The organism is Saccharopolyspora mangrovi (assembly GCF_035320975.1).
Taxonomy (GTDB): Bacteria; Actinomycetota; Actinomycetes; order Mycobacteriales; family Pseudonocardiaceae; genus Saccharopolyspora; species Saccharopolyspora mangrovi.
This window is the reverse complement of record NZ_JAWLNX010000004.1, coordinates 236,901-257,360: the sequence shown is the minus strand read 5'-3', so window position 1 is coordinate 257,360 and position 20,460 is coordinate 236,901. Positions and strand designations below refer to the sequence as shown.

Here is a 20,460-nt window from a genome sequence, read left to right as displayed (position 1 = left end):
CTGAACGATGTTCAGGTGAACACTGTTCAGGTCGACCCCGGGAGATGGCATGGGCCCCACCTTCGATCAGCTCGCCGACGCGGTCCTGGCCGGACGACCGGCCACGTCCGAGGACGCGCTCGCCGTGCTGCGCGCGGACGACGCCGAGCTGATGTCCGTCGTGGCGGCGGCGAGCAAGCTGCGGCGGGCGCACTTCGGCAACACCGTGAAGGTCAACTACCTGGTCAACCTGAAGTCCGGGTTGTGCCCGGAGAACTGCAACTACTGCTCGCAGGCGCTCGGCTCCAGCGCACCGATCCTGAAGTACTCGTGGCTGTCCAAGGACGAGACGCTGCGCCAGGCGGGCGCCGGGCTCAAGGGCGGGGCGAGCCGGGTGTGCATGGTCTCGTCCGGGCGCGGCCCGTCCAACCGGGACATCGACAAGGTCACCGAGATGGTCGGCGCGCTGAAGTCCGAGCACCCCGACGTCGAGGTGTGCGCGTGCCTGGGGTTGCTGTCCGACGGCCAGGCCGAACGGCTCAAGGACGCCGGTGTGGACGCCTACAACCACAACATCAACACCGCCGAGAGCCACCACGACAACATCGTCCAGACCCACACCTACGCCGACCGCGTGGACACCGTGGACAAGGCCAAAACCGCTGGCCTGTCGCCGTGTTCGGGTTTGATCGCGGGCCTGGGTGAGACCGACGAGCAACTGGTGGAGGCGCTGTTCGCGCTCAAGGAGCTGGAGTCGGACTCCATCCCGGTGAACTTCCTGATGCCCTTCGACGGAACCCCGTTCGAGAACACCTGGGAGCTCTCCCCCGCCCGCTGCGTGAAGATCCTGGCGATGGCGCGGTTCGTCTGCCCGGACCGCGAGATCCGCATCGCCGGTGGCCGGGAGATGCACCTGCGCACGTTGCAGCCGGTCGCCTTGCAGGTCGCCAACTCGATCTTCCTCGGCGACTACCTCACCTCCGAGGGGCAGGAAGCGGAGGCGGACCTGGCGATGATCCGCGACAGCGGCTTCGTCGTGCTCGGCTCCGACGAGGAGATCGCGCAACGCCCCGCCGACCCCGCGATCCGGCGCCGCGGAGCGGGAACCGACGTCCTGCCCAACGCCTGATGGACGCCTCCGACCAGCTCGCCTTCGACCGCGAGCACCTGTGGCACCCCTACACCTCGATGCTCGACCCGGCCCCGACCCGCCTGGTCACCGGCGCGTCCGGGAGCCGGATCAGCATCGACGGCACCGGCGACGTCGTAGACGGGATGGCGTCGTGGTGGTCGGCGATCCACGGCTACCGCCACCCCGTCCTCGACCGAGCGCTGCACCGGCAGGCCGAGCGGTTCTCGCACGTGATGTTCGGCGGCCTCACCCACGAGCCGGCGATCGAGCTGGCCAGGCGCCTGGTCGAACTCACCCCCGACGGGCTCGACCGCGTCTTCCTCGCCGATTCCGGCTCGGTGAGCGTCGAGGTCGCGATGAAGATGGCGCTGCAGTACCAGCGCGGCGCCGGGCGACCGGACCGCACGCGGTTCCTCACCGTTCGCGGCGGCTACCACGGCGACACGTTCGACTGCATGAGCGTGTGCGATCCCGACGGCGGCATGCACTCGATGTGGTCGACGGTGCTGCCGGAGCAGGTCTTCGGCGATCAGCCACCTCCGCTGGGCGGTGACGTCGAGACCTGGGCGGCGGGGTTCCGGGCGCTGGCGGCCGAGCACGCCGACCGGCTGGCCGGGCTGATCGTCGAACCGCTGCTGCAGGGCGCCGGTGGGATGCACCCCTACCCCGCCGAATGCCTGCGGGTGTTCCGGGAAGTCGCCGACGAACACGGGCTGGTGCTGGTCTTCGACGAGATCGCCACCGGGTTCGGCCGCACCGGAACGCTCTTCGCCTCCGAGGCCGCCGGCGTCGCCCCGGACGTGCTGTGCCTGGGCAAGGCGCTGACCGGCGGCTACCTGACGCTGGCGGCGACGCTGTGCACCGGCGAGGTGGCGCGCGGGATCTCCGGCAGCGATTCAGGCGTGCTCATGCACGGCCCGACGTTCATGGGCAATCCGCTGGCCTGCTCCGTCGCCTCGGCGAGCCTCGACCTGCTGGCCACCGGCCGGTGGGAGCACGACGTCCGGCGGATCAACGCGGGCCTGCAGGCACTGCACGACATCGACGCGGCGGAGGTGCGGGTGCTGGGCGCGGTCGGCGTCGTGCGCCTGGACCACCCGGTGGACGTGGCCAAGGCGACCGAGGCCGCGCTGGCCGAAGGCGCGTGGCTGCGCCCGTTCCGGGACTTGATCTACACCATGCCCCCGTACGTGTCCGACGACGCCGACGTCGCGACGCTGTGCGCGGGCATCGCCGCCGCAGTGGAGGCCGGATGAGCTGGGCGGAGTGGCTGGCCGAGCAGCGGTGTTCGCGCGAGCGGGCGGGCCTGCAGCGCACGCTGCGGCCGCGTTCGGCGAGCGAGGACGTCGTCGACCTCGCGAGCAACGACTACCTGGGGTTGAGCACGCACCCCGTCGTGCGCGCCGCCGCCTCCGACGCGGCCATGGCGTGGGGCGCCGGTTCGGGTGCGTCGCGGCTGGTCAGCGGCACGACGACGCTGCACGGCGAGTTGGAGGCCGAGCTCGCGGGGTTCACCGGCCGGGACTCGGCGCTCGTGCTGTCCACCGGGTACCACGCGAACCTCTCCGCGGTGACCGCGCTGGCCGACCGGGACGCGCTGATCGTCTCGGACGCGCACGTGCACGCATCGCTGATCGACGCGGCGCGGCTCTCGCGCGCGAGGATCGAAGTCGTGGCGCACAACGACGTCGACGCGGTGCGGTCGGCCCTGGCGCAGGCCGGCGGGCGGCGGGCGATCGTGCTGACCGAGTCGGTCTACTCGGTGCTGGGCGACGCCGCGCCGCTGCCCGAGCTGGCCGAGGTCTGCGCCGAGCACGACGCGCTGCTGCTGGTCGACGAGGCGCACGGGCTGGGCGTCGTCGGTGACGGCGGCCGAGGGCTGGTGGCCGGGCTGGGCGAGGCCCCGCAGGTGGTCATGACGGCGACGTTGTCGAAGTCGCTAGGCGCGATGGGTGGGGCGGTCCTCGGCTCGGATGCGTTGATCGACCACCTGATCAACCGCGCGCGCCCGTTCATCTACGACACCGCCCTGGCCCCGGCTCCCACCGCAGCCGCCCGGGCAGCGCTGCACCTGCTGCGCGACCGGCCTGACCTCCCGCAACAGGTCCACCGGCGCGCCTCCCAGCTCGCCGACCGGCTCCGGGTCGCCAGGTCCGCGGGGGCGGTGCTGTCGGTGCCGATGCCGTCTCCGCAGGTGGCGCTCGCGGCGCAGGCCGCCGCGCGCGAGGCCGGGATCCGGATCGGCTGCTTCCGGCCACCGTCGGTTCCCGACGGGGTGTCCCGGCTGCGGATCACCACCCAGGCCGGGATCACCGACGACCAATGGGCACGCGCGGTCGAGCAGCTGGCCCGCGTCGTCGAGCAGCACCGGGGGACGCCGTGATCGTCTTCGTCACCGGAACCGACACCGGGGTCGGCAAGACCATCGCCACGGCGGCGCTGGCCGTTCACCACGGGCCGGACGTCGCCGTGGTCAAACCGGCCCAGACCGGCTCCGACGAGACCGATGTCGACGTCGTCGCCCGCCTCACCGGCTGCGAGGTCGCGCAGTTCACCCGGCTCGCGGACCCGCTCGCCCCGGACACCGCCGCCCGGTTGCGCCGGGTCGCCATCCCCGCGATCGGCGAGCACGCGGCCCGCATCCGCGAACTCGCACGCCACCACGAGGTGGTGATCGTCGAAGGGGCGGGCGGTGCCCTGGTGCGCCTCGACACCGCGGGCGGCACGCTGCCCGGCCTCGCCGCCGACCTGGCCCGCGACCACCGCGTGCGGGTCCACGTCGTCACCAGGATCGGGCTGGGCACGCTCAACCACACCGAACTCACCGTCGAGGCGCTGCGGGCGCGCGGTCTCGAACCCGCCGGGCTGGTGCTCGGCTCCATGCCCCGGGCGCTCGGCCTGGCCGAGCGGTGCAACCTCACCGAACTCCCCCGGCTCACCGGTGCGCCGGTGCTCGCCGCGCTGCCCGAGGGCGCCGGGGCGCTCACCCGCGAGGAGTTCCGGGACCGCGCCGCGTCCTGGTTTCGCACACCGTGACGGTCTGCGCAGCGGGTCATCCCCACGTCGAAAACCGCTTGTCCACCGGGCCGGGGCGTCGTCACGGCGTTCCCGCCGCACCCGGGGCTTCTGGGGGTGGCACCGACATCGCTCCCTATGACCGGCGCAGTCCCTCGTCAGCCGCACGAGGGACTGCGGCGCCGAAGCCGCTGACGGCTACTTCGGTGTGACGATGCGGTGGTCGAAGGCGTACACGATGGCCGCCGCGCGATCTCGCAGGCCGAGCTTGACGAAGATGTGGCCGACGTGGCTCTTCACGGTCACCTCGGAAATCCCGAGCTCCGAGGCGATTTCGCCGTTGGACAGGCCGCGCCCGATGAGGGCGAGCACGTCGTGCTCGCGAGAGGTGAGCTCGTCGGCGGCGGCCTCCGGGGGCGGGGCGGCCGAGCGGTAGGCGTTGAGCACGCGCCCGGTGACCGCGGGGTCCAGGCAGGCCTCGCCCGCCGCCAGCGACCGGACCCCTCGGATGACGTCCTCGGCTGGTGAGTCCTTGAGCAGGAAACCGCTCGCGCCCGCGCGCAGCGCACCCGAGAGCAGCTGGTCGTCGTCGAAGGTGGTCAGCACGAGCACCGGCGGCGGATCGGCGGTGGCCTGCAACCGGCGGGTGGCCTCGATGCCGTCGACGTGCTTCATCCGCAGGTCCATCACGACCACGTCGGGCCGCTCGGCCGCCGCGGCGGCCTCGACCTCCGCGCCGTCGGCGCACTCCCCGACGACGGCGAAACCGTCCTTGCGGCGCAGGATCCGCCGCAGTCCGGAGCGAACCAGCTCCTGGTCGTCGACCAGCAGCACCTTGATCATCGGGCCTCCCCCGGGACCGCCGTCACCTCGTCGGGCGCGAACTCGGCGCGCACCACCCACTGGCCGCCGACGGGACCGGCTTCCAGCCGGCCGCCCAGCAGTTCGGCGCGCTGGCGCATCCCGGCGATGCCGTTGCCCGTTCCGGCTCCCCCGGTCGTTCCGGGCAGCCGGTTCCCGACGGTCAGGACCACGCCGTCGCCGATGACCAGCCGCACCTCGGCCGTGGTTCCCGGCGAGTGCTTCACGACGTTGGCCAGCGACTCGCGGGCGATCCGCTAGAGCGCGAGACCCGTTGCGGCGGAGGCGGAACGAGGATCGCCGTCGACCCGGTAGGTCACCGGGACCCCGGCGCGCACCACGTCGGAGACGACCTCGTCGATGTCTCCGATGCCGGGTTCCGGGCGGACTTTCGCCGGTTCCGAGTCCAACAGGCCCACCGTGCGGCGGATGTCGGCGATGGCCTGGCGGCCGAGGCGCTCGGCGTCGGTGAGCGCCTCGACGGCGTCGTCGACGTCGCGGTCCTCCTGCAACGCGCGCCTGGCACCGGTGAGGTGCAGCAGCGTGATGCTCAGCGAGTGGGCCACGACGTCGTGCACCTCGCGGGCGATGCGGCGGCGCTCGTCGTCGGCGGCCTGCACCGCCCGTTCCGCCTGCACCTGGCGCTCCTGCTCGAACAACCGCAGCTGGGTGCGGATGATGAACCCGGTCGCCCAGCCGAGCGCGACCGCCACCAGGTAGAACGGCAGGCCGTAGCCGAGGTGCCCCACCGCGGCGGCCACCGTCGGGATCAGCGCCGCCAGGGCCGCGGTCGTCAGGCTCACCCGGAGCGAGGTGACGGCCGCGCACTCGGCGAGCATCACCACCAGGGTCAGCGGTGCGAGGTCGTTGGCCACCGGGTGCACCAGCAGCACCGAGGTGCCCAGGAGCGCGCACGCGGCCACGCCGATCGGCCGCCCGCCGTCCGGGATGGGCATGCCGACCAGCAGGTACACCACCGGGAAGATCGCGAGCAGCCCACCGGTTAGCGTCCAGTCGACGACCTCGGCGGCCAGCCGCTGCGCGACCGCCACCGCCGCGACCACCACCAGGCACGCGTGCCCCGGCAGCACCACGGCCGGCGGGTAGCCGAACGGCAGCGCCGCGGCCCGGCTGTGCGCGTAGCGGATCAGGCCCTTCATCCGGGCCAGCCTAGAACGCCGCGCGGAGCACCGGAATCACCGCGGCCTCCTCCTCAGGTAGGAGGTGGAACCGGGCCCGCAGGACGATGTGGGCGGGGTCACCCGCCGGATACCGTTGCTGCCATGACGACCTCGACCGCCACTTCCACCGCGCAGCGCCGCGGACGCTGGTGGGAGAACGCGACGCCGTCCGGCTCCCGTGAACTCCTGCCCTCGCCCGCGGGGCCGACCGAGGAGCCGGGTCCGCCGCCACCGCTGCACGGGTCGGGGCCGTTGCTGCAAACCCTGCGGTTCGCGCGCGACCAGGGCCGGATGCTGTTCGAGGGCTCCCGGCGGCACGGCGACATCTTCGGCATCACCACCCTGCTGGAGAAGCGGCCGCTGACCATCATCTCGCACCCCGACCACGTGAAGTCCCTGTTCACCGCCGGCCCCGCGCTGGCGCCCTCCACGGCCGGGCAGTCGCAGCTGCGCCCGATCGTCGGCGACTCGGTGCTGACCGTGACCGGTGAGCCGCACCGCCGGAAGCGCAAGCTGCTCATGCCGCCGTTCCACGGCAAGGCCATCGCCCACTACCAGGAGCAGATCCGGGAGGCCACCGATCGGGAGATCGACAGCTGGCGAGCGGGTTCCCGGGTCCGGCTGGCCGACTCCGCCCAGAAGGTCACCCTCGACGTGATCATGTCCGGTGTCTTCGGCATCGACTACCGCTCCGGTGAGGCCGAGCAGCTGCTGCGCACGCGGCTGCGGCAGATGCTGGCGCTGTCGGTCAGCCCGCTCGCGCGGGTCAGCGAGCTGGTGTCAATGCGCAGGACGCAGCCGGTGGGGGTGCAGAAGTGGGGGCTGGCGCACCTCGACCGCGCGGTCATGGCGGTGATCGCCGAACGCCGCGCCGCGCACGTGCCGGGCGAGCGGCACGACATCCTGTCGCTGCTGCTCGACACCCGCGACGAGGACGGCGCCGAGCTCACCGATCTCGAGCTGCGCAACGAGCTGCTCACGCTGGTGCTGGCCGGGCACGAGACGACCGCGAACTCCATCGGCTGGGCGTTCGAGCGGTTGGTGCGCCACACGGAGTCCTACGGCAGGCTCCGCGACGCGGCCCGCGGCGCGGACGACGGCGGTTACGTCGAGGCGACGATCCACGAGGCCATGCGGGTGCGGCCGGTGATCCCGCTGCTGGGCAGGCGGGTCATGGCGGACTGGCGGTTCGGTGACCGGGTCGTTCCGGAGGGCACCCGGGTGCTCGTCGGGGTCCTGTCGCTGCACCACCGCGACGACCTCTACGCCGATCCGTTCACCTTCGACCCGGAACGGTTCGTCGGCGTCAAACCCGGCTCCAACACGTGGATCCCGTTCGGCGGCGGCGACCGGCGATGCCTCGGCGCGACGCTGGCGATGGCGGAGATGCGCATCCTCACCGGGGAGATCGCCCGCCGCGCCGACCTGCGGGCGGTCACCTCCGCCCCGGAACGCCCGGTGCACCGCAACGTCACGATGATCCCGGGCAGCGGGGGCACCGTGGAGATCACGTCGGTGACTAGGTGATCTCCGGCGTGGCCTGCCTTACTTCCGGCTAATCCCCGAACATCGCGAAGCGATCAAGCAGGTGGGGAGACACCCCGCCGACGGAAGCCGAGCGATGAGCACCGACACGAAGACCCGCATCCTGCTGAAGAATCTCGCCCCGCTGCGAGAACAGGCCGAACCCTACGACGACTGGCGGCGGCTCGACCGCGAGGCCGCGGACGCCGCCGACCGGATCCGGGACTTCGAGCTCCCGGGCCGGAGCGAGGCGGCGACCGCCGAGCGCTGAGCTCAGGACCCGGGGGCGAGGATCTCGGCGTCGAAGCCGAAGGACTCCAGGACGCTCTTGGGATCGGCCACGAGCTTGCGGGCTTCGAGGTCCATCAGGCCCAGCACGCAGGTGATGTCGGCGGAGATCGTGCCGTCGGCCTTGGTGATGACCGTGTCGAGGTGGAAGGACTTCCCGGAACCGAACTTGGCTTCGCAGGAGGCCTCGACGTGCTCGTCGGCGCGCAGCTCGCGCCGGAAGTTCACCGTGGTGCTCAGCAGCACCGGCGCCATCCTCCGGGCGACCAGAGCGTCCCAGTCGCACCCGGCCGCCTGGAACCCGGCGACCCGCGCCACCTCGCCGTACTGGTGGTACACGGCGTGGTTGACGTGGCCGAGCGCGTCGAGCTCGTAGCTGCGGACCTGAAGCGGAACACGAAAAGTCACGTTCCCACGGTAAGCAGCGCACCCGGCGTCCATGTCGCAATCATGACCAGGATCGCACCAGGTCGCGGGGTCAGGGGACCTGGTAGTCGCCGTCCCTGGCGTCGGTGATGGCCATGTGACCGGGGGCGTGGCCGATGGCGAACGGCGGCCTGGAGTGCATCACCGCGGCCTGCGGGGTGACTCCGCAGGCCCAGAAGACCGGGACCTCACCGGGCCGGATCTCCACGGCCTCGCCGAAGTCCGGGGTGGCGAGGTCGGCGATGCCGAGGGCCTCCGGGGCGCCGATGTGCACCGGAGCGCCGTGCACCGCCGGATACCGGGAGGTCACGCGCACCGCGGTGGCCACCAGTTCGGCCGGGACGGGCCGCATCGAGACCACCATCGGCCCGGCCAGCCTCCCGGCCGGGCGGCACTGCTGGGAGGTCCGGTACATCGGCACGTTGCCGCCGGTTTCGACGTGCCGGACCGGGACACCGGCCTCCAGCAGCGCGGCCTCGAAGGTGAAGCTGCAGCCGATCAGGAAGTTGACCAGGTCGTCGCGCCACAGGTCCACCACGTCGGCCCGCTCGTCGACCAGCTCGCCGTCGCGGTAGACGGTGTAGGCGGGCAGGTCGGTGCGCAGGTCGCCGCGGAAGATCGACGCGCTGGTCTCGCCCGGCTCGGTCACGTCCAGCACCGGGCAGGACTTGGGGTTGCGCTGCGCGAACAGCAGGAAGTCGTAGGCGTGCTCGCGCGGCAGCGAGATCAGGTTCGCCTGCGTCCACCCCGCGCTGAACCCCGAGGTCGGTGCTCGCAGCCCGGCGCGGAACGCCGCGCGGGCCTGCTCGGGCGACATGTCCTTCGACATCGCGGAATCCTCCGGGATCAGACGTAGCGGAAGTGGACGTGCTGGCCTGGTCGCGCCTGCGCGGCCTTGGCCACGTCGGCGGCAGGCACCACGCCGATCACCGGGTACCCGCCGGTGACGGGGTGGTCGGCCAGGAACAGCGTCGGCGTGCCCACCGGCGGCACCTGGAGCGACCCGGTGACCATGCCTTCGCTGGGGAGTTCCTCGGTGCGGTTGCGCTCCAGCACCGGACCGTCGAGGCGCATTCCGACCCGGTTGCTCTCGGCGGTCACCTCGTACGGCGCGCTGACCAGCGTCTTCAGCGCTTCTGAGGTGAACCAGTCGTCCCGGGGCCCCGACCGCACCCGCAGCACGACCTCCTCGGACGGCCCGGCGACGGGCGCGAGGTCCACGACCGGGAACCGCGCCGGCGCTGCCCCCACCGGCAGCACCGCCCCCGGCTGCAGGGGTTCGGGTCCGATCCCGGAGAGCACGTCGGTGGAGCGCGAGCCGAGCACGGGTTCGACGTCGATGCCGCCGCGCACCGCGAGGTAGCTGCGCAGCCCCACCGCCGGAACGCCCAGCCGCAGTTCGGCTCCCCGCCGAACCCGCAGCACCGCGTTCGGCGCGGCGCCGCGACCGTCCACTGTGACCGGACATGGTGCTCCGGTGAGCGCCACCGTCAGGTCGCGGGTCGCGCGCAGGGCGAGCCCGCCGAGGGTGATCTCGATGGCGGCGGCGTCCTCGTCGTTGCCGACCAACCGGTTCGCCAGCCGCAGCGAGGGGGTGTCGGCGGCACCCGAGGTGCCCACGCCGATTCCCGCCAGGCCAGGCCTTCCGAGGTCTTGAACGGTGGCCAGGGGGCCGGTGGCCAGGACTTCCACGCTCATCCGATCTCCCGGAACCGCACCCGCACGCCAGGTCGCAACAGGGCGGGCGGGTCGCGGTCGATGTTCCAGATCTGCAGGTCGGTGCGCCCGATGAGTTGCCAGCCGCCGGGCGATTCGCGCGGGTAGATGCCGCTGAAGGCGCCGGCCAGCCCGACCGCTCCGGCCGGCACGGCCGTGCGCGACTCCGTCCGGCGCGGCACCACCAGGTCCTCCGGTCCGCCGGTCAGGTAGCCGAATCCCGGTGCGAACCCGCCGAACGCGACCTTCCAGCGCGCGCCGGTGTGCGCCTCGACGACCTCGCGCTCGGTGAGCCCGGTCAGCCGCGCGACCTCGGCGAGGTCGGCGCCGTCGTAGACCACCGGCACCTCCAGCTCCTCGCTCTCGTCGCGCAGGCCCTGGCGAGGTTCGGCCGCCCGCACCGCCTCCTCGATCGCGCGGACGTCGGCGCGCTGCGGATCGAGTTGCAGCAGCAGCGTTCTCGCCGCCGGGACCAGATCGGTGACGCCCTCGGGCGGAGCGTCGGCGAGCGCGGCGTAGAGCGCGTGCACCTGCTGCAGGTCGGCGAGTTCGACCAGCAGTCCCGAGTCGGCGCACGGCAGGAAGCGCATCAGCTGCCTCCTGCCGCGAAGGGCCGCAGCTCGACCCCGGCGGCGGTGAGCCGATCGCGCACGGCCTGCGCGATGGCGACCGCACCGGGGCTGTCCCCGTGCACGCAGATCGAGTCGGCCCGGACCTGGATCTCGCTGCCGTCGACGGCCCGGATCGGCTCGCCCGCGGCGAGTTTCAGGCAGCGCTGGGCGATCTCCTCGGGATCGTGCAGCACCGCGCCGGGTTCGCGCCGCGACACCAACGTCGCCTCGGGGGTGTAGGCGCGGTCGGCGAAGGCCTCGCGGAAGGTCCGCAGCCCGGCCTGCTCGGCCCGATCGAGCCACTGCGAACCGGGCAGGCCGAGCACCGCCAGCGACGGGTCGTAGGCCCGGACGGCCTCCACCACGGCGGCGGCCTGCTCGACGTGGTGCACGATCGCGTTGTAGAGCGCGCCGTGCGGTTTGACGTAGCGGACCTCGGTTCCGGCGACGCGGGCGAACCCGGCGAGCGCGCCGATCTGGTAGATCACGTCGTCGGTGAGCTCGCGCGGCGGCACGTCGATGAACCGCCGGCCGAAGCCGGCCAGGTCCCGGTAGCTGACCTGCGCACCCACCGCCACGCCCCGCTCAGCGGCCTGCTGGACTGCGGAGCGGATCACCGATGCGTCGCCGGCGTGGAATCCGCAGGCGACGTTGGCGCTGGTCACCACGCCCAGCAGCGCCTCGTCGTCGCCGAGTTCCCAGCGGCCGAACCCCTCGGCCAGGTCCGCGTTGAGATCCACCGTCACCCTCACTTCCACAACGCCACGATGCCGCTCAGCGAGTTGATGCCCAGGTACACCGTCAGCAGCCACGCGGCCGCCCCGACCACCAGCAGCCAGCGCGGGTAGCGGTAGCCGCCGAGCAGGTCGCCGCGCCGCGCGGCCACGAACATCAGCACGCCGAAGCCGACCGGCAGGATGAGCCCGTTGAGCGCACCGGCCAGCACCAGCAGTGTGCTGGGTGCCTGCTTCAGCAGCACGAACACCAGCGCGGAGATCGCCACGAACGCCACGACCAGCCAGTTCCGCGCCTTCTCCAGCGACCGGGAGAAGGTGACCAGGAACGACACCGAGGTGTAGGCGGCGCCGACGACCGAGGTGATGCTCGCCGCCCAGAGGATCATGCCGAACAGCCGCAGCCCGACCTCTCCGGCCGCGTGCTGGAAGGCCTCCGCGGTCGGGTTGCCGGAGCTGAGCGCGACGCCGCCGGTGACCACGCCCAGCACGGCGAGGAACAGCACGAGCCGCATCACGCCGGTGACCAGCAGCGACACCACCGAGCTGCGGCTGACGTCGACGACCTGGTCCGGGCCGGTCACTCCGGCGTCGACCAGCCGGTGCGCGCCCGCATAGGTGATGTAGCCGCCGACGGTGCCGCCGATGAGCGTGGTGATGGCCAGGAAGTCGACCTCGTCCGGCCACACGGCCTGCGCCAGCGCCTGCCCGACGGGTGGTGCGGAGGAGAACGCGACGAAGGCGGTCAGCGCGATCATCACGACGCCGAGCACGACCACGATGCGGTCCACCGCCACTCCGGCGCGCTTGCTCAGGAAGATGCCGATGGCGATCACCGCGGACAGCGCGCCGCCGATCTTGGCGTCGAGCCCGAACAGCGCGTCCAGGCCCAGCGAGGTGCCCGCGATGTTGCCGACGTTGAACACCAGCCCACCGAAGACCACCAGCGCGGCCATCACGTAGCCGAGGCCGGGCAGGACCTTGTTGCCCAGGTCCTGGGCGCGCATGCCGGAGACGCCGATGACGCGCCAGACGTTCAGCTGAACGGCGATGTCGACCAGGATCGACACCAGGATCGCGAAGGCGAACGCGGCGCCGAGCTGAACGGTGAACTGGGTGGTCTGGGTGATGAAGCCGGGCCCGATGGCGCTGGTGGCCATCAGGAACACCGCGCCCAGCAGGGTGCTGCGTCTGCCCTTCGAACCGTTCTGCCGGGGTGTGCTCGTCTCGGTCATGGCACTCCGATCCCGCGGTTGCTGTGGTTCGGAACAAGATAGAGAATTGTTCAACAATCCCGCAATCCCCTGATGGAAACTTTCCCGCTAAACTGTTGATCACCTGCACCTACTGCACCGGGAGCCGGATTGACCGCGACCGATCCGTGGGCGGACCTGCTGGCGGCCGACCGGGCGCTGCTGGACCGCACGAGCACCGCCGAACGGGTCGCCGACGTGTTGCGCCAGCGGATCATCGACGGCGCCCTCTCCCCCGGCACCCGGCTTTCCGAGGAGAGCGCGGGCAAGGCGCTCGCGGTCTCCCGCAACACGCTGCGCGAGGCGTTCCGGCTGCTGGTCCACGAACGGCTGCTGGTGCACGAGTTCCACCGCGGCGTGTTCGTCCGGGTGCTCTCCGCCGACGACGTGATCGACCTCTACCGGATCCGCCGCCTGCTGGAGACCAGCGCGGTGCGCCGCGGCGAGAACCCCGGCCTGGTCCCCGCGGTCGACCGCGCGGTCGGCGACGGCGAACGCGCTGCGGCCGAACAGCGCTGGTGGGACGTCGGTACGGCCAACATGCGCTTCCACGAGGCGCTGGCGGCGCTGGCCGGCAGCCCGCGGGTGAACGAGACGATGCGACAGCTGCTGGCCGAGCTGCGCCTGGCCTTCCACGTGATGTCGCGGCCCGAGCAGTTCCACGCGCCTTACCTGGGCCTCAACCGCGAGATCGCCGACCTGCTCACCGACGGGCAGCGCGAGGAGGCCGCGGCCAAGCTCGACGCGTACTTCGACGCCGCCGAGACCCAGCTCGTCGCCGCCTACCGCGAGCACCAGGGCTGAGACTACCCGGGCTGGGCGAAAACCACGCTGGTCAGCAGCACGTGCGCGGCGGTTCCGCCGAAGATGCTCAGCACCGGGTTCCGCTTCCACAGGTGCAGCCCGATGGTCGCCGCCAGCGACAGGGCTGTCGGCGCGACGGCGGCGGCCTCGGTGTCGCGCAGGGTGTAGGCGGCGAGGATCACCATGACGCCGACCGGCATCCGCGCACCGAGGAAGTGCACGGTCGCGCTGGTGCGCAGCGGCGCGAGCGCGGCGAACGGCAACGCGCGCAGCGCCCAGGTGATGGCGGCGGACACGACCACGGCGCCGGCGATGTGGATCGGATCAGGCATCAGAGGTCTTCTTCCGCAACGAGATTCGGCTCGCCAGCAGGCAGGCGGTGAACAGCCCGAGCGCGACCGGCAGCATCTGGTCGGGGAACAGCAGCGCGCTCACCAGCGCGCAGACCATCGCCAGCGCCGGAACGGGGATCCCGCGCCGCGCCCGGTAGGCGTCGATGGCCAGCACCACGAACAGCGCGGTGAGCGCGAAGTCGAGCCCGTCGAGCCGGAACGGCACCAGCGCGCCGAACAGCGCACCCATCGTTCCGCCCGCGACCCAGTAGAACTGCAGCAGCACCTGCAGCCACAGAATCCGCCTGCCGCTCCACTCCCGCGCAGCGGGTCCGGTGGACAGCGCGTAGACCTCGTCGGTGAGCGCGTAGGTGCTGTACACCTTGCCGATTCGGCTGCGCACCCGGTGCAGCGGGAACGACAGCGCGTAGAACACGTGCCGGAAGTTGACCAGCAGCGCCGTCACCGCGACCTGCGCCAGCGGCGCGGCCGCCACCACGAGCCCGATCAGCAGGAACTCCAGCGAGCCCGCGTAGATCAGCGCGGTGAACGCGGTCGCCCACCACCAGTCGAGCCCGGCGTGCACCACGAGCAGCCCGAAGGCGAGGCCGAGCGGGATCATCGCCAGCCCCACGGAGCTCGAATCCCGCAAGGCGGCCCGGAAGTCGGCGCGCGCGGGGACGGTGGTCTCGTCGACCAGAACAGCAGGCATATCTGCAATTTTAGGTCGCGATAAGAGTAATGTGGTTGCTCAGAACACCAGGATTCCCGGATTGAGAGCAATGGAATGGCGATGGATGCCCTCGATCGCGCAATAGTCGAGCAGCTCAGCCAGGACGGCAGGTTGACCAACGTCGAGCTCGCCCAGCGGGTGGGGCTCACCCCTGCCCCGTGCCTGCGCAGGGTCAAGCGCCTGGAAGCCGACGGGGTCATCGCCGGCTACCGCGCCCGGATCGACCCGGCCGCTGCGGGGCGCGGCTTCGAGGTGATGGTCTCGGTCGAGATCAGCATCAACGACCTGCAGACCGTCGAGGAGCTCGAACGCGCCATCACCGGCTACGACGAGGTCGTCGAGATCCACCGGCTCTTCGGCCGCCCCGACTACCTGATCCGCGTCGCCGTCGAGGACTCGGCCACCTTCGAAACCTTCCTCACCACCAAGCTGATGGCCCTCCGAGCGGTCGCCAGGGTCGACTCGCACCTGATCATGAAGAAGCTCAAGACGAGCGCCTGAGGTCACCGCCCTCAGCGGGACCGCTCGCCCTTGGGTTTGCCGGGCTGCTCCTGGTTGCCGTGCCGCGGGGGATGCATCGGCTGCGGGGAGCCCGACGGAGTCACCGGGGAGCCTGCGGCCGAGTCCTGCGCCTCGGCGGGTTCGGCACGGTGCTCGCCTGGAGCCGGTTCGGCGCCGCGGCGCAGCTCTTCGAGCCGCTGGTTCATGAGTTCGACGACCTGCGGGCGGTTGTTGTGCTCCTGCTCGTAGTCCAGCACGCGGGTGAGCTCGTCGCGGCCGAGCGAGCGGATCATGTGCTGCAGCGAACCCGTCGACAACTGGTCGTAGTCCGGCAGCGGAAAGTCCTGCTCCTGCATCAGGAGCCTCCTAGGGACGCACGGCTCGGCGGGGGCTGTTCAACGGCCCCCGCCGAGGGAAACCGGTTGAGTCGCGCGGACTTCCGGGAACGTGTCAGATCACTTGTCCCGGCGCAGGGCGTCCTTCGCGTTCTCACCGGCCTGCTTGATGTTGCCCTTGGCCTGCTCGGTCTTGCCCTCGGCCTCGGTCCTGCGGTCGCCGGTAGCGCTACCGAGCTTCTCCTTGGCCTTGCCCACGGTCTCCTCGACCTTGTTGCGGGCCTTGTCCAGTGCAGACATAGTGCAACTCCCTCTCAATCGTCGGGAGACCACGGCATACCCCCGAACCCTGATCGCAAAACTCGCGCCGGTTTCAGGGGGTGTGCGGTGGGGAAAGCAAACCGCGTGACGGCAGGTGCCGAGCGGAAGGGGCCTGGCACATGAGTTCCCCATGGCTGCAGGAGCAGCGCGGCGAGTACCCACCGCTGCGCGGGAGGCGTTCGTTCGACGTCGCGGTGATCGGCGGCGGCATCGCAGGGCTGACCACGGCGCTGCTGCTCAAGGGCGAAGGAGCGGCGGTCGCGGTGATCGAGGCCGACCGGGTCGCTTCGGGCGCGACGGGCAACAACACGGCGAAGGCGACCGCGCTGCAGTCGACGATGTGCACCACGATTCGGCAGCACCGGGGAACCGAGGCCGCGCAGGTCTACGCCGACGCGAGCACCGCTGCGGTGGAGAAGATCGCCGAGCTCGGTGATCCGTCGGATCTCCGGCGCAGGACCGCCCACACCTTCGCCGTGGACGACGAAGGCCTGCGGGCCGTGGAGGAGGAGGTCGAGGCGGCGCGGGAAGCCGGGCTTGCGGTGGCGGCCGACGCGTTGGGCGAACTCCCGTTCCCGGTCACCGGCGCGGCCCGGCTCGACGACCAGATCGAGTTCGACCCGGTCCACCACGCGCACCGGCTCGCCGCACGCGTCGACGGCGACGGCTGCGCCGTGTTCGAACGGTCCAGGGCGTTGCGCCTGTCCGAGGGCACGCCGTGCCGGATCACCACCGACGGCGGTGAGCTGGAAGCCGACCGCGTCGTGGTCGCCACGCACGCCCCGGTGTGGGACCGCGGCCTGTTCTTCGCGATGCTGCAGGTCCAGCGCTCCTACTGCATCGCCGCGCGGCTCCGCGAGGAGCCACCGCGGGGACTGTCGATCACCGCGGGGCAGCCCACGCGGTCGCTGCGCTCGCACGGCGATCACCTCGTGGTCTGCGGCGAGGGCCACGAGTCGGGCCAGGCCGGCGTCGGCGCCGAGCGCTACTCGCGGCTGGAGGCCTTCGCCCGCGAGCACTGGCCGGTCGAGGAGGTCACGCACCGCTGGTCGGCGCAGGACCTCGTTCCGCACGATCGGTTTCCGATGGTGGGCCGCTACCTGCCGGGCTCGTCCCGGCTCTTCGTCGCGACCGGGTTCATGAAGTGGGGGCTCACCGGCGGCACCTTCGCCGGGATGGTCCTGGCCGACCTGCTGTCCGAACGCGACAACCCCTGGGCCGAAGCGCTGTCGCCGTGGCGGCTGTCGCCGGGCTCGTGGCCGCGGCTGGCGTGGCACAACCTGGGGGCCGGGGTCGACTTCGTCGCCGACCGCCTCTCCCCCTCGCGAGGGCTGGACGTGACGCAGCTGAAGCCGGGCAGCGCGACGGTCGTGCGCAGCGGGACCGAGCGCACCGGCGTCTACCGCGACGAAGACGGGGCGCTGCACTGCGTTTCGCTGCGCTGCACCCACCTCGGCTGCCTGCTGCGGTTCAACGGGGCCGAGGCCACCTGGGACTGCCCGTGCCACGGGTCGCGCTTCTCGGTCGACGGCGCCGTGCTGGAGGGCCCGGCCGTCCGCCCGCTGCCGACGAAGTCCCCACCGGGATCGAGTGGGTGACCGTCAGCTCTCGCGGACCTTCCGGCGGTGGCTGGTGTCGCAGAACGGGTACTTCTGGCTGCGGCGGCAGGCGCAGATGGCGACGGCGAACCGGTCGGAGTCCACTGCGGTGCCGTCCGCCAGCACCAAGCGGACCGGTCCTTCCACCAGGATCGGCCCGCCCGGGACGATGGTGACCCGCCTGCGGTCAGCGCGGTCGGTCGGCACGGATCACCACCAACTCCTCCGAGCGCTGCCCGCGCCGGATCAGCCCGCGCTCCTCCAGCACGGCCGCGCGCTGCGCGAGAACCGGGCCGAAGGGCTGCCGTTGACGCTCCACCACGGCGGCTTTCATCCCCTCCTCGCGCAGGCGCGCCAGCGTCGCCTCCGCATCAGCCAGATCGGACTGGACCATCAGCAACATCCCACCGGGCGCCAGGAGCTCCGCCATGCGGGAGCACAGGCGCTCGATGATCGCCCGGCCGTCGTGGCCGGCGTCCCACGCCCGCGCCGCGCCGCGCGGTGGTCCCGACCGGGCGGCGGGCACGTAAGGTGGGTTGGCCAGCACGACGTCGAAGGGCTCCCGGTAGTCGCGCTCCAGCGCATCGCCCGGTGCGACGCGCACCGGCAAGCGGCGCAGCCACGCGTTGACCCCGGCCACCACGACCGCGGACACCGACACGTCCACGGCCGTCACCTGGCGCGCACCGGCCTGCGCGGCCGTCAGCGCGAGGGCACCCGTGCCGGTGCCCACGTCGAGCACCCGGCTGCCCGGGTTGAGCCCGGCATCACCCAAAGCCCGCGCGAGCAACCAGGTGTCGCCCTGCGGCCGGTAGACGGCCGAAGTCCGAAGCAATCTCATGCCCACACAGGTTTCCTGCGGAGGACTTCCACAAACCGCGAACCTGGAGGTTTGCCCGCGCCCTCACCTGGGAAAGCAAGCCGTGCAAGGGCGATCGCCGCCACGGGGAGGAGCGAGCCGGTGAACACTCCCGCGATCGAGCACTCCGCACCGACGATCGAACACGCTCCCGATCCGGCGCTGACCTTCGGCGTCGAAGAGGAGTTCCTCGTGGTCGTCCCGCAGACCGGTGCGCCGGAAGGACGAGGCCCGGCGGTGCTGGCCGGGGTCGCCGACGGCGACCCGCAGCTGAACGTCCACCCCGAACTGCTGACCGCGCAGACCGAGGCCACCACCGGTATCTGCAGCACGCTGGCGCAGCTGAGCGAGCAGTTGCGCTCGGGGCGCGACCGGATGGCGCGCGCCGCGCAGGCCGAAGGGCTCGCGCTGATCACCTCCGGCACTCCTCCGCTGCCAGGTGCCCCGAGCCCGGTCTCACCGGGCCCGCGCTTCGCGCTGATCGCCGACACCTACCGGGCGGTGATCACCGATTACCAGGCCTGCGGCTGTCACGTGCACGTCGGCGTGCCCGACCGGGAGACGGCGGTCGCCGTGGTCAACCACCTGCACCGGTGGTTGCCGTCGCTGCTGGCGATGTCGGCGAACTCGCCGTTCCACCTCGGTGCGGACACCGGCTACGCGAGCTGGCGCATGGTGCAGCAGTCCCGCTTCCCCGGCTCGGGGATCCCGCCCCGCTTCGCCTCGGCCGCCGACCACGACCGCCAGGTCGCGCGCCTGGTCGACTGCGGCGTGCTCGTCGACGAGGCCATGACCTTCTGGCTGGCTCGGCCGTCACCCCACCTGCCGACCGTGGAACTGCGGGTGGCCGACGCCGCCACCAACGTCGGCGAGGCGATGCTGCAGGCGGCGTTGTCCCGCGCCCTGGTGCGCACCGCGCAACGCGAGCTGGACGCAGGGCGCGAGGCGCCGAAGATCGACGAACGGCTCGCACAGGCGGCGGTGTGGACCGCCGCGCGCCACGGCCTCGACGGCGCGGGCGTCGACCTGGTGGCGCGGCACCGGGTGCCCGCTGCCGAACTGGTGCACGGCATGGTCCGGTGGGCGGCTCCCGCTCTGGAGGAGACCCGCGATCTGGCCGCGGTGCGCAAGCTCGTCGCCGGGCTGCTGCACTGCGGCACCGGTGCCCGCAGGCAACGCGCGGCGGCCTCCCGGGGAGGTCTGCTCGCCGCGCTCCAGGTCCGTCCCCGATGAAAGAGAGCTCGATGACCACGTTGCCCGAGCCGCGAGGCCCGCTGTCCGCCGCCGTCAACGCCGCGCTGTCGCGGGCCGCCCCGGTTCCACCACCCGCGACGGCCCACGGCCACGACCCGTTCGGCGACGATCTCGCGCTCGCCCTGCACACCTGCTACGAGCTGCACTACCGCGGCTTCGACGACGTCTCCCCCGACTGGGAGTGGGACCCGGGACTGCTCGCGCTGCGGGCGGAGTTCGAGCGGATCTTCCTGGACGCGCTGCGCGCGGAGATCCCCGCTTCCGACGACGTGGCCGGAGTGCTCGACGGGTTGCTGGTGGAAGCGGTGCCCGGCAGCGGCGTCTCGCACCACCTGCGCGACCGCGGCGAGTGGTGGCAGATGCGGGAGTACTTCGCGCACCGCTCGATCTACCACCTCAAGGAAGCCGATCCGCACGCGTGGGTGATCCCGCGCCTGCAAGGTCAGGCGAAGGCGGCGCTGGTGGCGGTGGAGTTCGACGAGTTCGGCGGCGGGCGCGGCGACCGCGTCCACGCCCGGCTGTTCGCCGACCTGCTGGACGGCGCCGGGCTGTCCTCCGACTACCTGCACTACCTGGACGTCGTGCCCGCGCCGCAAATCACCATCGTCAACCTGATGTCGATGCTGGGCCTGCACCGGGGGTTGCGCGGTGCGCTGGTCGGTCACTTCGCCGCCGCCGAGATCACCACCGCGCCCAGCGCGCACCGCCTCGCCGCGGCGCTGGAACGGTTGGGCGCCGCGCCCGAGTGCGTGCACTTCTTCACCGAGCACGTCGAGGCCGACGCCGTGCACGAGCAGGTCATGCGCCGCGACGTCATCGGCGACCTGCTGGAGCGCGAACCGCAGCTGGCCGCCGACGTCGTCTTCGGCGTCCAGGTCACCGAACTCCTGGAAGGCAGGCTCGCGGATCACCTGCTGGGCGCCTGGCACGACGGCAGGTCCTCGCTGCTGCGCCCGCTCGACGCCCCGCAGCTCGCTGCGAGCCGGTGAACCCCGGCCGAGAA

Annotated in this window: 26 protein-coding genes; 11 read left to right on the top strand and 15 right to left on the bottom strand. The window is 72.0% G+C overall.

Going from position 1 to position 20,460, the window contains the following annotated elements:
- The first annotated feature begins 49 nt into the window (after positions 1–49).
- From bioB to bioD, 4 genes are read left to right on the top strand one after another with little or no spacing between them, the layout of a single operon-like run.
- Complete coding sequence (bioB, locus tag R4I43_RS07965; RefSeq protein ID WP_324264890.1) at positions 50–1,108, top strand: biotin synthase BioB; 1,059 nt, start codon at positions 50–52, stop codon at positions 1,106–1,108.
- Positions 1,108–2,367: an adenosylmethionine--8-amino-7-oxononanoate transaminase gene (locus R4I43_RS07960; RefSeq protein WP_324264889.1), complete on the top strand. Its 1,260-nt coding sequence runs from the start codon at positions 1,108–1,110 to the stop codon at positions 2,365–2,367. Before bioB ends, R4I43_RS07960 begins: the two co-directional genes overlap by 1 nt.
- Complete coding sequence (locus tag R4I43_RS07955; RefSeq protein ID WP_324264888.1) at positions 2,364–3,494, top strand: 8-amino-7-oxononanoate synthase; 1,131 nt, start codon at positions 2,364–2,366, stop codon at positions 3,492–3,494. The genes R4I43_RS07960 and R4I43_RS07955 overlap by 4 nt, the downstream gene beginning before the upstream one ends.
- Entirely contained in the window at positions 3,491–4,147 is a 657-nt protein-coding gene (gene bioD, locus R4I43_RS07950) for a dethiobiotin synthase (protein ID WP_324264887.1), read from the top strand. The genes R4I43_RS07955 and bioD overlap by 4 nt, the downstream gene beginning before the upstream one ends.
- 177 nt (positions 4,148–4,324) lie before the next feature.
- Here bioD and R4I43_RS07945 read toward each other — a convergent pair whose 3' ends face one another.
- Genes R4I43_RS07945 through R4I43_RS07935 form a run of 3 tightly spaced genes read right to left on the bottom strand, consistent with a single transcriptional unit; the run spans position 4,325 to position 6,147 of the window.
- Positions 4,325–4,969, bottom strand: coding sequence for a response regulator transcription factor (locus tag R4I43_RS07945; RefSeq protein ID WP_324264886.1), 645 nt, complete (start codon positions 4,967–4,969; stop codon positions 4,325–4,327).
- Complete coding sequence (locus R4I43_RS07940) at positions 4,966–5,214, bottom strand: ATP-binding protein (RefSeq protein WP_324264885.1); 249 nt, start codon at positions 5,212–5,214, stop codon at positions 4,966–4,968. The genes R4I43_RS07945 and R4I43_RS07940 overlap by 4 nt, the downstream gene beginning before the upstream one ends.
- Before the next feature lie 30 nt (positions 5,215–5,244).
- Positions 5,245–6,147 (bottom strand): sensor histidine kinase, encoded by a 903-nt coding sequence (locus tag R4I43_RS07935; RefSeq protein WP_324264884.1) that lies wholly within the window; start codon positions 6,145–6,147, stop codon positions 5,245–5,247.
- A gap of 123 nt (positions 6,148–6,270) precedes the next feature.
- Between R4I43_RS07935 and R4I43_RS07930 the strand changes: the two genes are divergently transcribed.
- The gene (locus tag R4I43_RS07930; RefSeq protein WP_324264883.1) at positions 6,271–7,695 is read left to right on the top strand and encodes a cytochrome P450; all 1,425 of its coding nucleotides are present in this window, start codon (positions 6,271–6,273) and stop codon (positions 7,693–7,695) included.
- A gap of 94 nt (positions 7,696–7,789) precedes the next feature.
- Positions 7,790–7,963 carry a hypothetical protein gene (locus tag R4I43_RS07925; protein WP_324264882.1) on the top strand — a complete coding sequence of 58 codons (174 nt, stop codon included), beginning with the start codon at positions 7,790–7,792 and terminating at the stop codon, positions 7,961–7,963.
- A gap of 2 nt (positions 7,964–7,965) precedes the next feature.
- Here the strand turns inward: R4I43_RS07925 and R4I43_RS07920 are convergent, their stop codons facing one another.
- The 6 genes from R4I43_RS07920 to R4I43_RS07895 all read right to left on the bottom strand — a co-directional run bounded on the left by R4I43_RS07920 (position 7,966) and on the right by R4I43_RS07895 (position 12,702).
- A complete protein-coding gene (locus R4I43_RS07920) occupies positions 7,966–8,388 on the bottom strand; it encodes an acyl-CoA thioesterase (RefSeq protein WP_407691214.1) in 423 nt (140 codons plus the stop codon).
- A gap of 70 nt (positions 8,389–8,458) precedes the next feature.
- Positions 8,459–9,223, bottom strand: coding sequence for a putative hydro-lyase (locus R4I43_RS07915; protein ID WP_324265034.1), 765 nt, complete (start codon positions 9,221–9,223; stop codon positions 8,459–8,461).
- Between the two features lie 29 nt (positions 9,224–9,252).
- Complete coding sequence (locus R4I43_RS07910; RefSeq protein WP_324264880.1) at positions 9,253–10,104, bottom strand: 5-oxoprolinase subunit C family protein; 852 nt, start codon at positions 10,102–10,104, stop codon at positions 9,253–9,255.
- Positions 10,101–10,712, bottom strand: a complete 612-nt coding sequence (gene pxpB, locus R4I43_RS07905; RefSeq protein ID WP_324264879.1) for a 5-oxoprolinase subunit PxpB — start codon at positions 10,710–10,712, stop codon at positions 10,101–10,103. Before pxpB ends, R4I43_RS07910 begins: the two co-directional genes overlap by 4 nt.
- Complete coding sequence (locus R4I43_RS07900; RefSeq protein ID WP_324265033.1) at positions 10,712–11,473, bottom strand: LamB/YcsF family protein; 762 nt, start codon at positions 11,471–11,473, stop codon at positions 10,712–10,714. The genes pxpB and R4I43_RS07900 overlap by 1 nt, the downstream gene beginning before the upstream one ends.
- A gap of 8 nt (positions 11,474–11,481) precedes the next feature.
- On the bottom strand, positions 11,482–12,702 hold the full coding sequence (locus tag R4I43_RS07895; protein WP_324264878.1) for an NRAMP family divalent metal transporter: 1,221 nt from the start codon (positions 12,700–12,702) through the stop codon (positions 11,482–11,484).
- Between the two features lie 129 nt (positions 12,703–12,831).
- Between R4I43_RS07895 and R4I43_RS07890 the strand changes: the two genes are divergently transcribed.
- Positions 12,832–13,524: a GntR family transcriptional regulator gene (locus tag R4I43_RS07890; RefSeq protein ID WP_324264877.1), complete on the top strand. Its 693-nt coding sequence runs from the start codon at positions 12,832–12,834 to the stop codon at positions 13,522–13,524.
- A gap of 2 nt (positions 13,525–13,526) precedes the next feature.
- Here the strand turns inward: R4I43_RS07890 and R4I43_RS07885 are convergent, their stop codons facing one another.
- Together R4I43_RS07885 and R4I43_RS07880 are read right to left on the bottom strand one after the other, a co-directional pair.
- Complete coding sequence (locus R4I43_RS07885) at positions 13,527–13,856, bottom strand: branched-chain amino acid transporter permease (protein ID WP_324264876.1); 330 nt, start codon at positions 13,854–13,856, stop codon at positions 13,527–13,529.
- Complete coding sequence (locus R4I43_RS07880; RefSeq protein WP_324264875.1) at positions 13,849–14,568, bottom strand: AzlC family ABC transporter permease; 720 nt, start codon at positions 14,566–14,568, stop codon at positions 13,849–13,851. Before R4I43_RS07880 ends, R4I43_RS07885 begins: the two co-directional genes overlap by 8 nt.
- Before the next feature lie 81 nt (positions 14,569–14,649).
- On the opposite strand from R4I43_RS07880, the gene R4I43_RS07875 reads away from it, so the two are divergent.
- On the top strand, positions 14,650–15,090 hold the full coding sequence (locus tag R4I43_RS07875) for an Lrp/AsnC family transcriptional regulator (protein WP_324264874.1): 441 nt from the start codon (positions 14,650–14,652) through the stop codon (positions 15,088–15,090).
- A gap of 11 nt (positions 15,091–15,101) precedes the next feature.
- On the opposite strand, the gene R4I43_RS07870 is transcribed toward R4I43_RS07875, so the two are convergent.
- Entirely contained in the window at positions 15,102–15,446 is a 345-nt protein-coding gene (locus R4I43_RS07870) for a hypothetical protein (protein ID WP_324264873.1), read from the bottom strand.
- Positions 15,447–15,545: 99 nt separating this feature from the next.
- The gene (locus R4I43_RS07865) at positions 15,546–15,725 is read right to left on the bottom strand and encodes a CsbD family protein (protein WP_324264872.1); all 180 of its coding nucleotides are present in this window, start codon (positions 15,723–15,725) and stop codon (positions 15,546–15,548) included.
- A gap of 140 nt (positions 15,726–15,865) precedes the next feature.
- Between R4I43_RS07865 and R4I43_RS07860 the strand changes: the two genes are divergently transcribed.
- Positions 15,866–17,344 carry an FAD-dependent oxidoreductase gene (locus tag R4I43_RS07860; RefSeq protein ID WP_324264871.1) on the top strand — a complete coding sequence of 493 codons (1,479 nt, stop codon included), beginning with the start codon at positions 15,866–15,868 and terminating at the stop codon, positions 17,342–17,344.
- Positions 17,345–17,347: 3 nt separating this feature from the next.
- Here the strand turns inward: R4I43_RS07860 and R4I43_RS07855 are convergent, their stop codons facing one another.
- Both R4I43_RS07855 and R4I43_RS07850 read right to left on the bottom strand, forming a co-directional pair.
- Positions 17,348–17,551 (bottom strand): CDGSH iron-sulfur domain-containing protein, encoded by a 204-nt coding sequence (locus tag R4I43_RS07855; RefSeq protein WP_324264870.1) that lies wholly within the window; start codon positions 17,549–17,551, stop codon positions 17,348–17,350.
- Entirely contained in the window at positions 17,532–18,185 is a 654-nt protein-coding gene (locus R4I43_RS07850) for a HemK2/MTQ2 family protein methyltransferase (protein WP_324264869.1), read from the bottom strand. Before R4I43_RS07850 ends, R4I43_RS07855 begins: the two co-directional genes overlap by 20 nt.
- Positions 18,186–18,305: 120 nt before the next feature.
- Here R4I43_RS07850 and R4I43_RS07845 point away from each other — a divergent pair, with 120 nt between their 5' ends.
- Positions 18,306–19,436 (top strand): carboxylate-amine ligase, encoded by a 1,131-nt coding sequence (locus R4I43_RS07845; protein WP_324264868.1) that lies wholly within the window; start codon positions 18,306–18,308, stop codon positions 19,434–19,436.
- 11 nt (positions 19,437–19,447) lie between these two features.
- A complete protein-coding gene (locus R4I43_RS07840) occupies positions 19,448–20,446 on the top strand; it encodes an iron-containing redox enzyme family protein (protein ID WP_324264867.1) in 999 nt (332 codons plus the stop codon).
- Positions 20,447–20,460 lie beyond the last annotated feature (14 nt).

What these genes read in the sequence shown, in the direction of transcription:
- bioB (WP_324264890.1), top strand. Translation starts at nt 50, where the DNA reads ATGGGCCCCACCTTCGATCAGCTCGCCGACGCGGTCCTGGCCGGACGA.
- R4I43_RS07960 (WP_324264889.1), top strand. Translation starts at nt 1,108, where the DNA reads ATGGACGCCTCCGACCAGCTCGCCTTCGACCGCGAGCACCTGTGGCAC.
- R4I43_RS07955 (WP_324264888.1), top strand. Translation starts at nt 2,364, where the DNA reads ATGAGCTGGGCGGAGTGGCTGGCCGAGCAGCGGTGTTCGCGCGAGCGG.
- R4I43_RS07945 (WP_324264886.1), bottom strand. Translation starts at nt 4,969, where the DNA reads ATGATCAAGGTGCTGCTGGTCGACGACCAGGAGCTGGTTCGCTCCGGA.
- R4I43_RS07935 (WP_324264884.1), bottom strand. Translation starts at nt 6,147, where the DNA reads ATGAAGGGCCTGATCCGCTACGCGCACAGCCGGGCCGCGGCGCTGCCG.
- R4I43_RS07930 (WP_324264883.1), top strand. Translation starts at nt 6,271, where the DNA reads ATGACGACCTCGACCGCCACTTCCACCGCGCAGCGCCGCGGACGCTGG.
- R4I43_RS07925 (WP_324264882.1), top strand. Translation starts at nt 7,790, where the DNA reads ATGAGCACCGACACGAAGACCCGCATCCTGCTGAAGAATCTCGCCCCG.
- R4I43_RS07915 (WP_324265034.1), bottom strand. Translation starts at nt 9,223, where the DNA reads ATGTCGCCCGAGCAGGCCCGCGCGGCGTTCCGCGCCGGGCTGCGAGCA.
- R4I43_RS07910 (WP_324264880.1), bottom strand. Translation starts at nt 10,104, where the DNA reads ATGAGCGTGGAAGTCCTGGCCACCGGCCCCCTGGCCACCGTTCAAGAC.
- pxpB (WP_324264879.1), bottom strand. Translation starts at nt 10,712, where the DNA reads ATGCGCTTCCTGCCGTGCGCCGACTCGGGACTGCTGGTCGAACTCGCC.
- R4I43_RS07895 (WP_324264878.1), bottom strand. Translation starts at nt 12,702, where the DNA reads ATGACCGAGACGAGCACACCCCGGCAGAACGGTTCGAAGGGCAGACGC.
- R4I43_RS07885 (WP_324264876.1), bottom strand. Translation starts at nt 13,856, where the DNA reads ATGCCTGATCCGATCCACATCGCCGGCGCCGTGGTCGTGTCCGCCGCC.
- R4I43_RS07880 (WP_324264875.1), bottom strand. Translation starts at nt 14,568, where the DNA reads ATGCCTGCTGTTCTGGTCGACGAGACCACCGTCCCCGCGCGCGCCGAC.
- R4I43_RS07875 (WP_324264874.1), top strand. Translation starts at nt 14,650, where the DNA reads ATGGATGCCCTCGATCGCGCAATAGTCGAGCAGCTCAGCCAGGACGGC.
- R4I43_RS07870 (WP_324264873.1), bottom strand. Translation starts at nt 15,446, where the DNA reads ATGCAGGAGCAGGACTTTCCGCTGCCGGACTACGACCAGTTGTCGACG.
- R4I43_RS07865 (WP_324264872.1), bottom strand. Translation starts at nt 15,725, where the DNA reads ATGTCTGCACTGGACAAGGCCCGCAACAAGGTCGAGGAGACCGTGGGC.
- R4I43_RS07860 (WP_324264871.1), top strand. Translation starts at nt 15,866, where the DNA reads ATGAGTTCCCCATGGCTGCAGGAGCAGCGCGGCGAGTACCCACCGCTG.
- R4I43_RS07850 (WP_324264869.1), bottom strand. Translation starts at nt 18,185, where the DNA reads ATGAGATTGCTTCGGACTTCGGCCGTCTACCGGCCGCAGGGCGACACC.
- R4I43_RS07840 (WP_324264867.1), top strand. Translation starts at nt 19,448, where the DNA reads ATGACCACGTTGCCCGAGCCGCGAGGCCCGCTGTCCGCCGCCGTCAAC.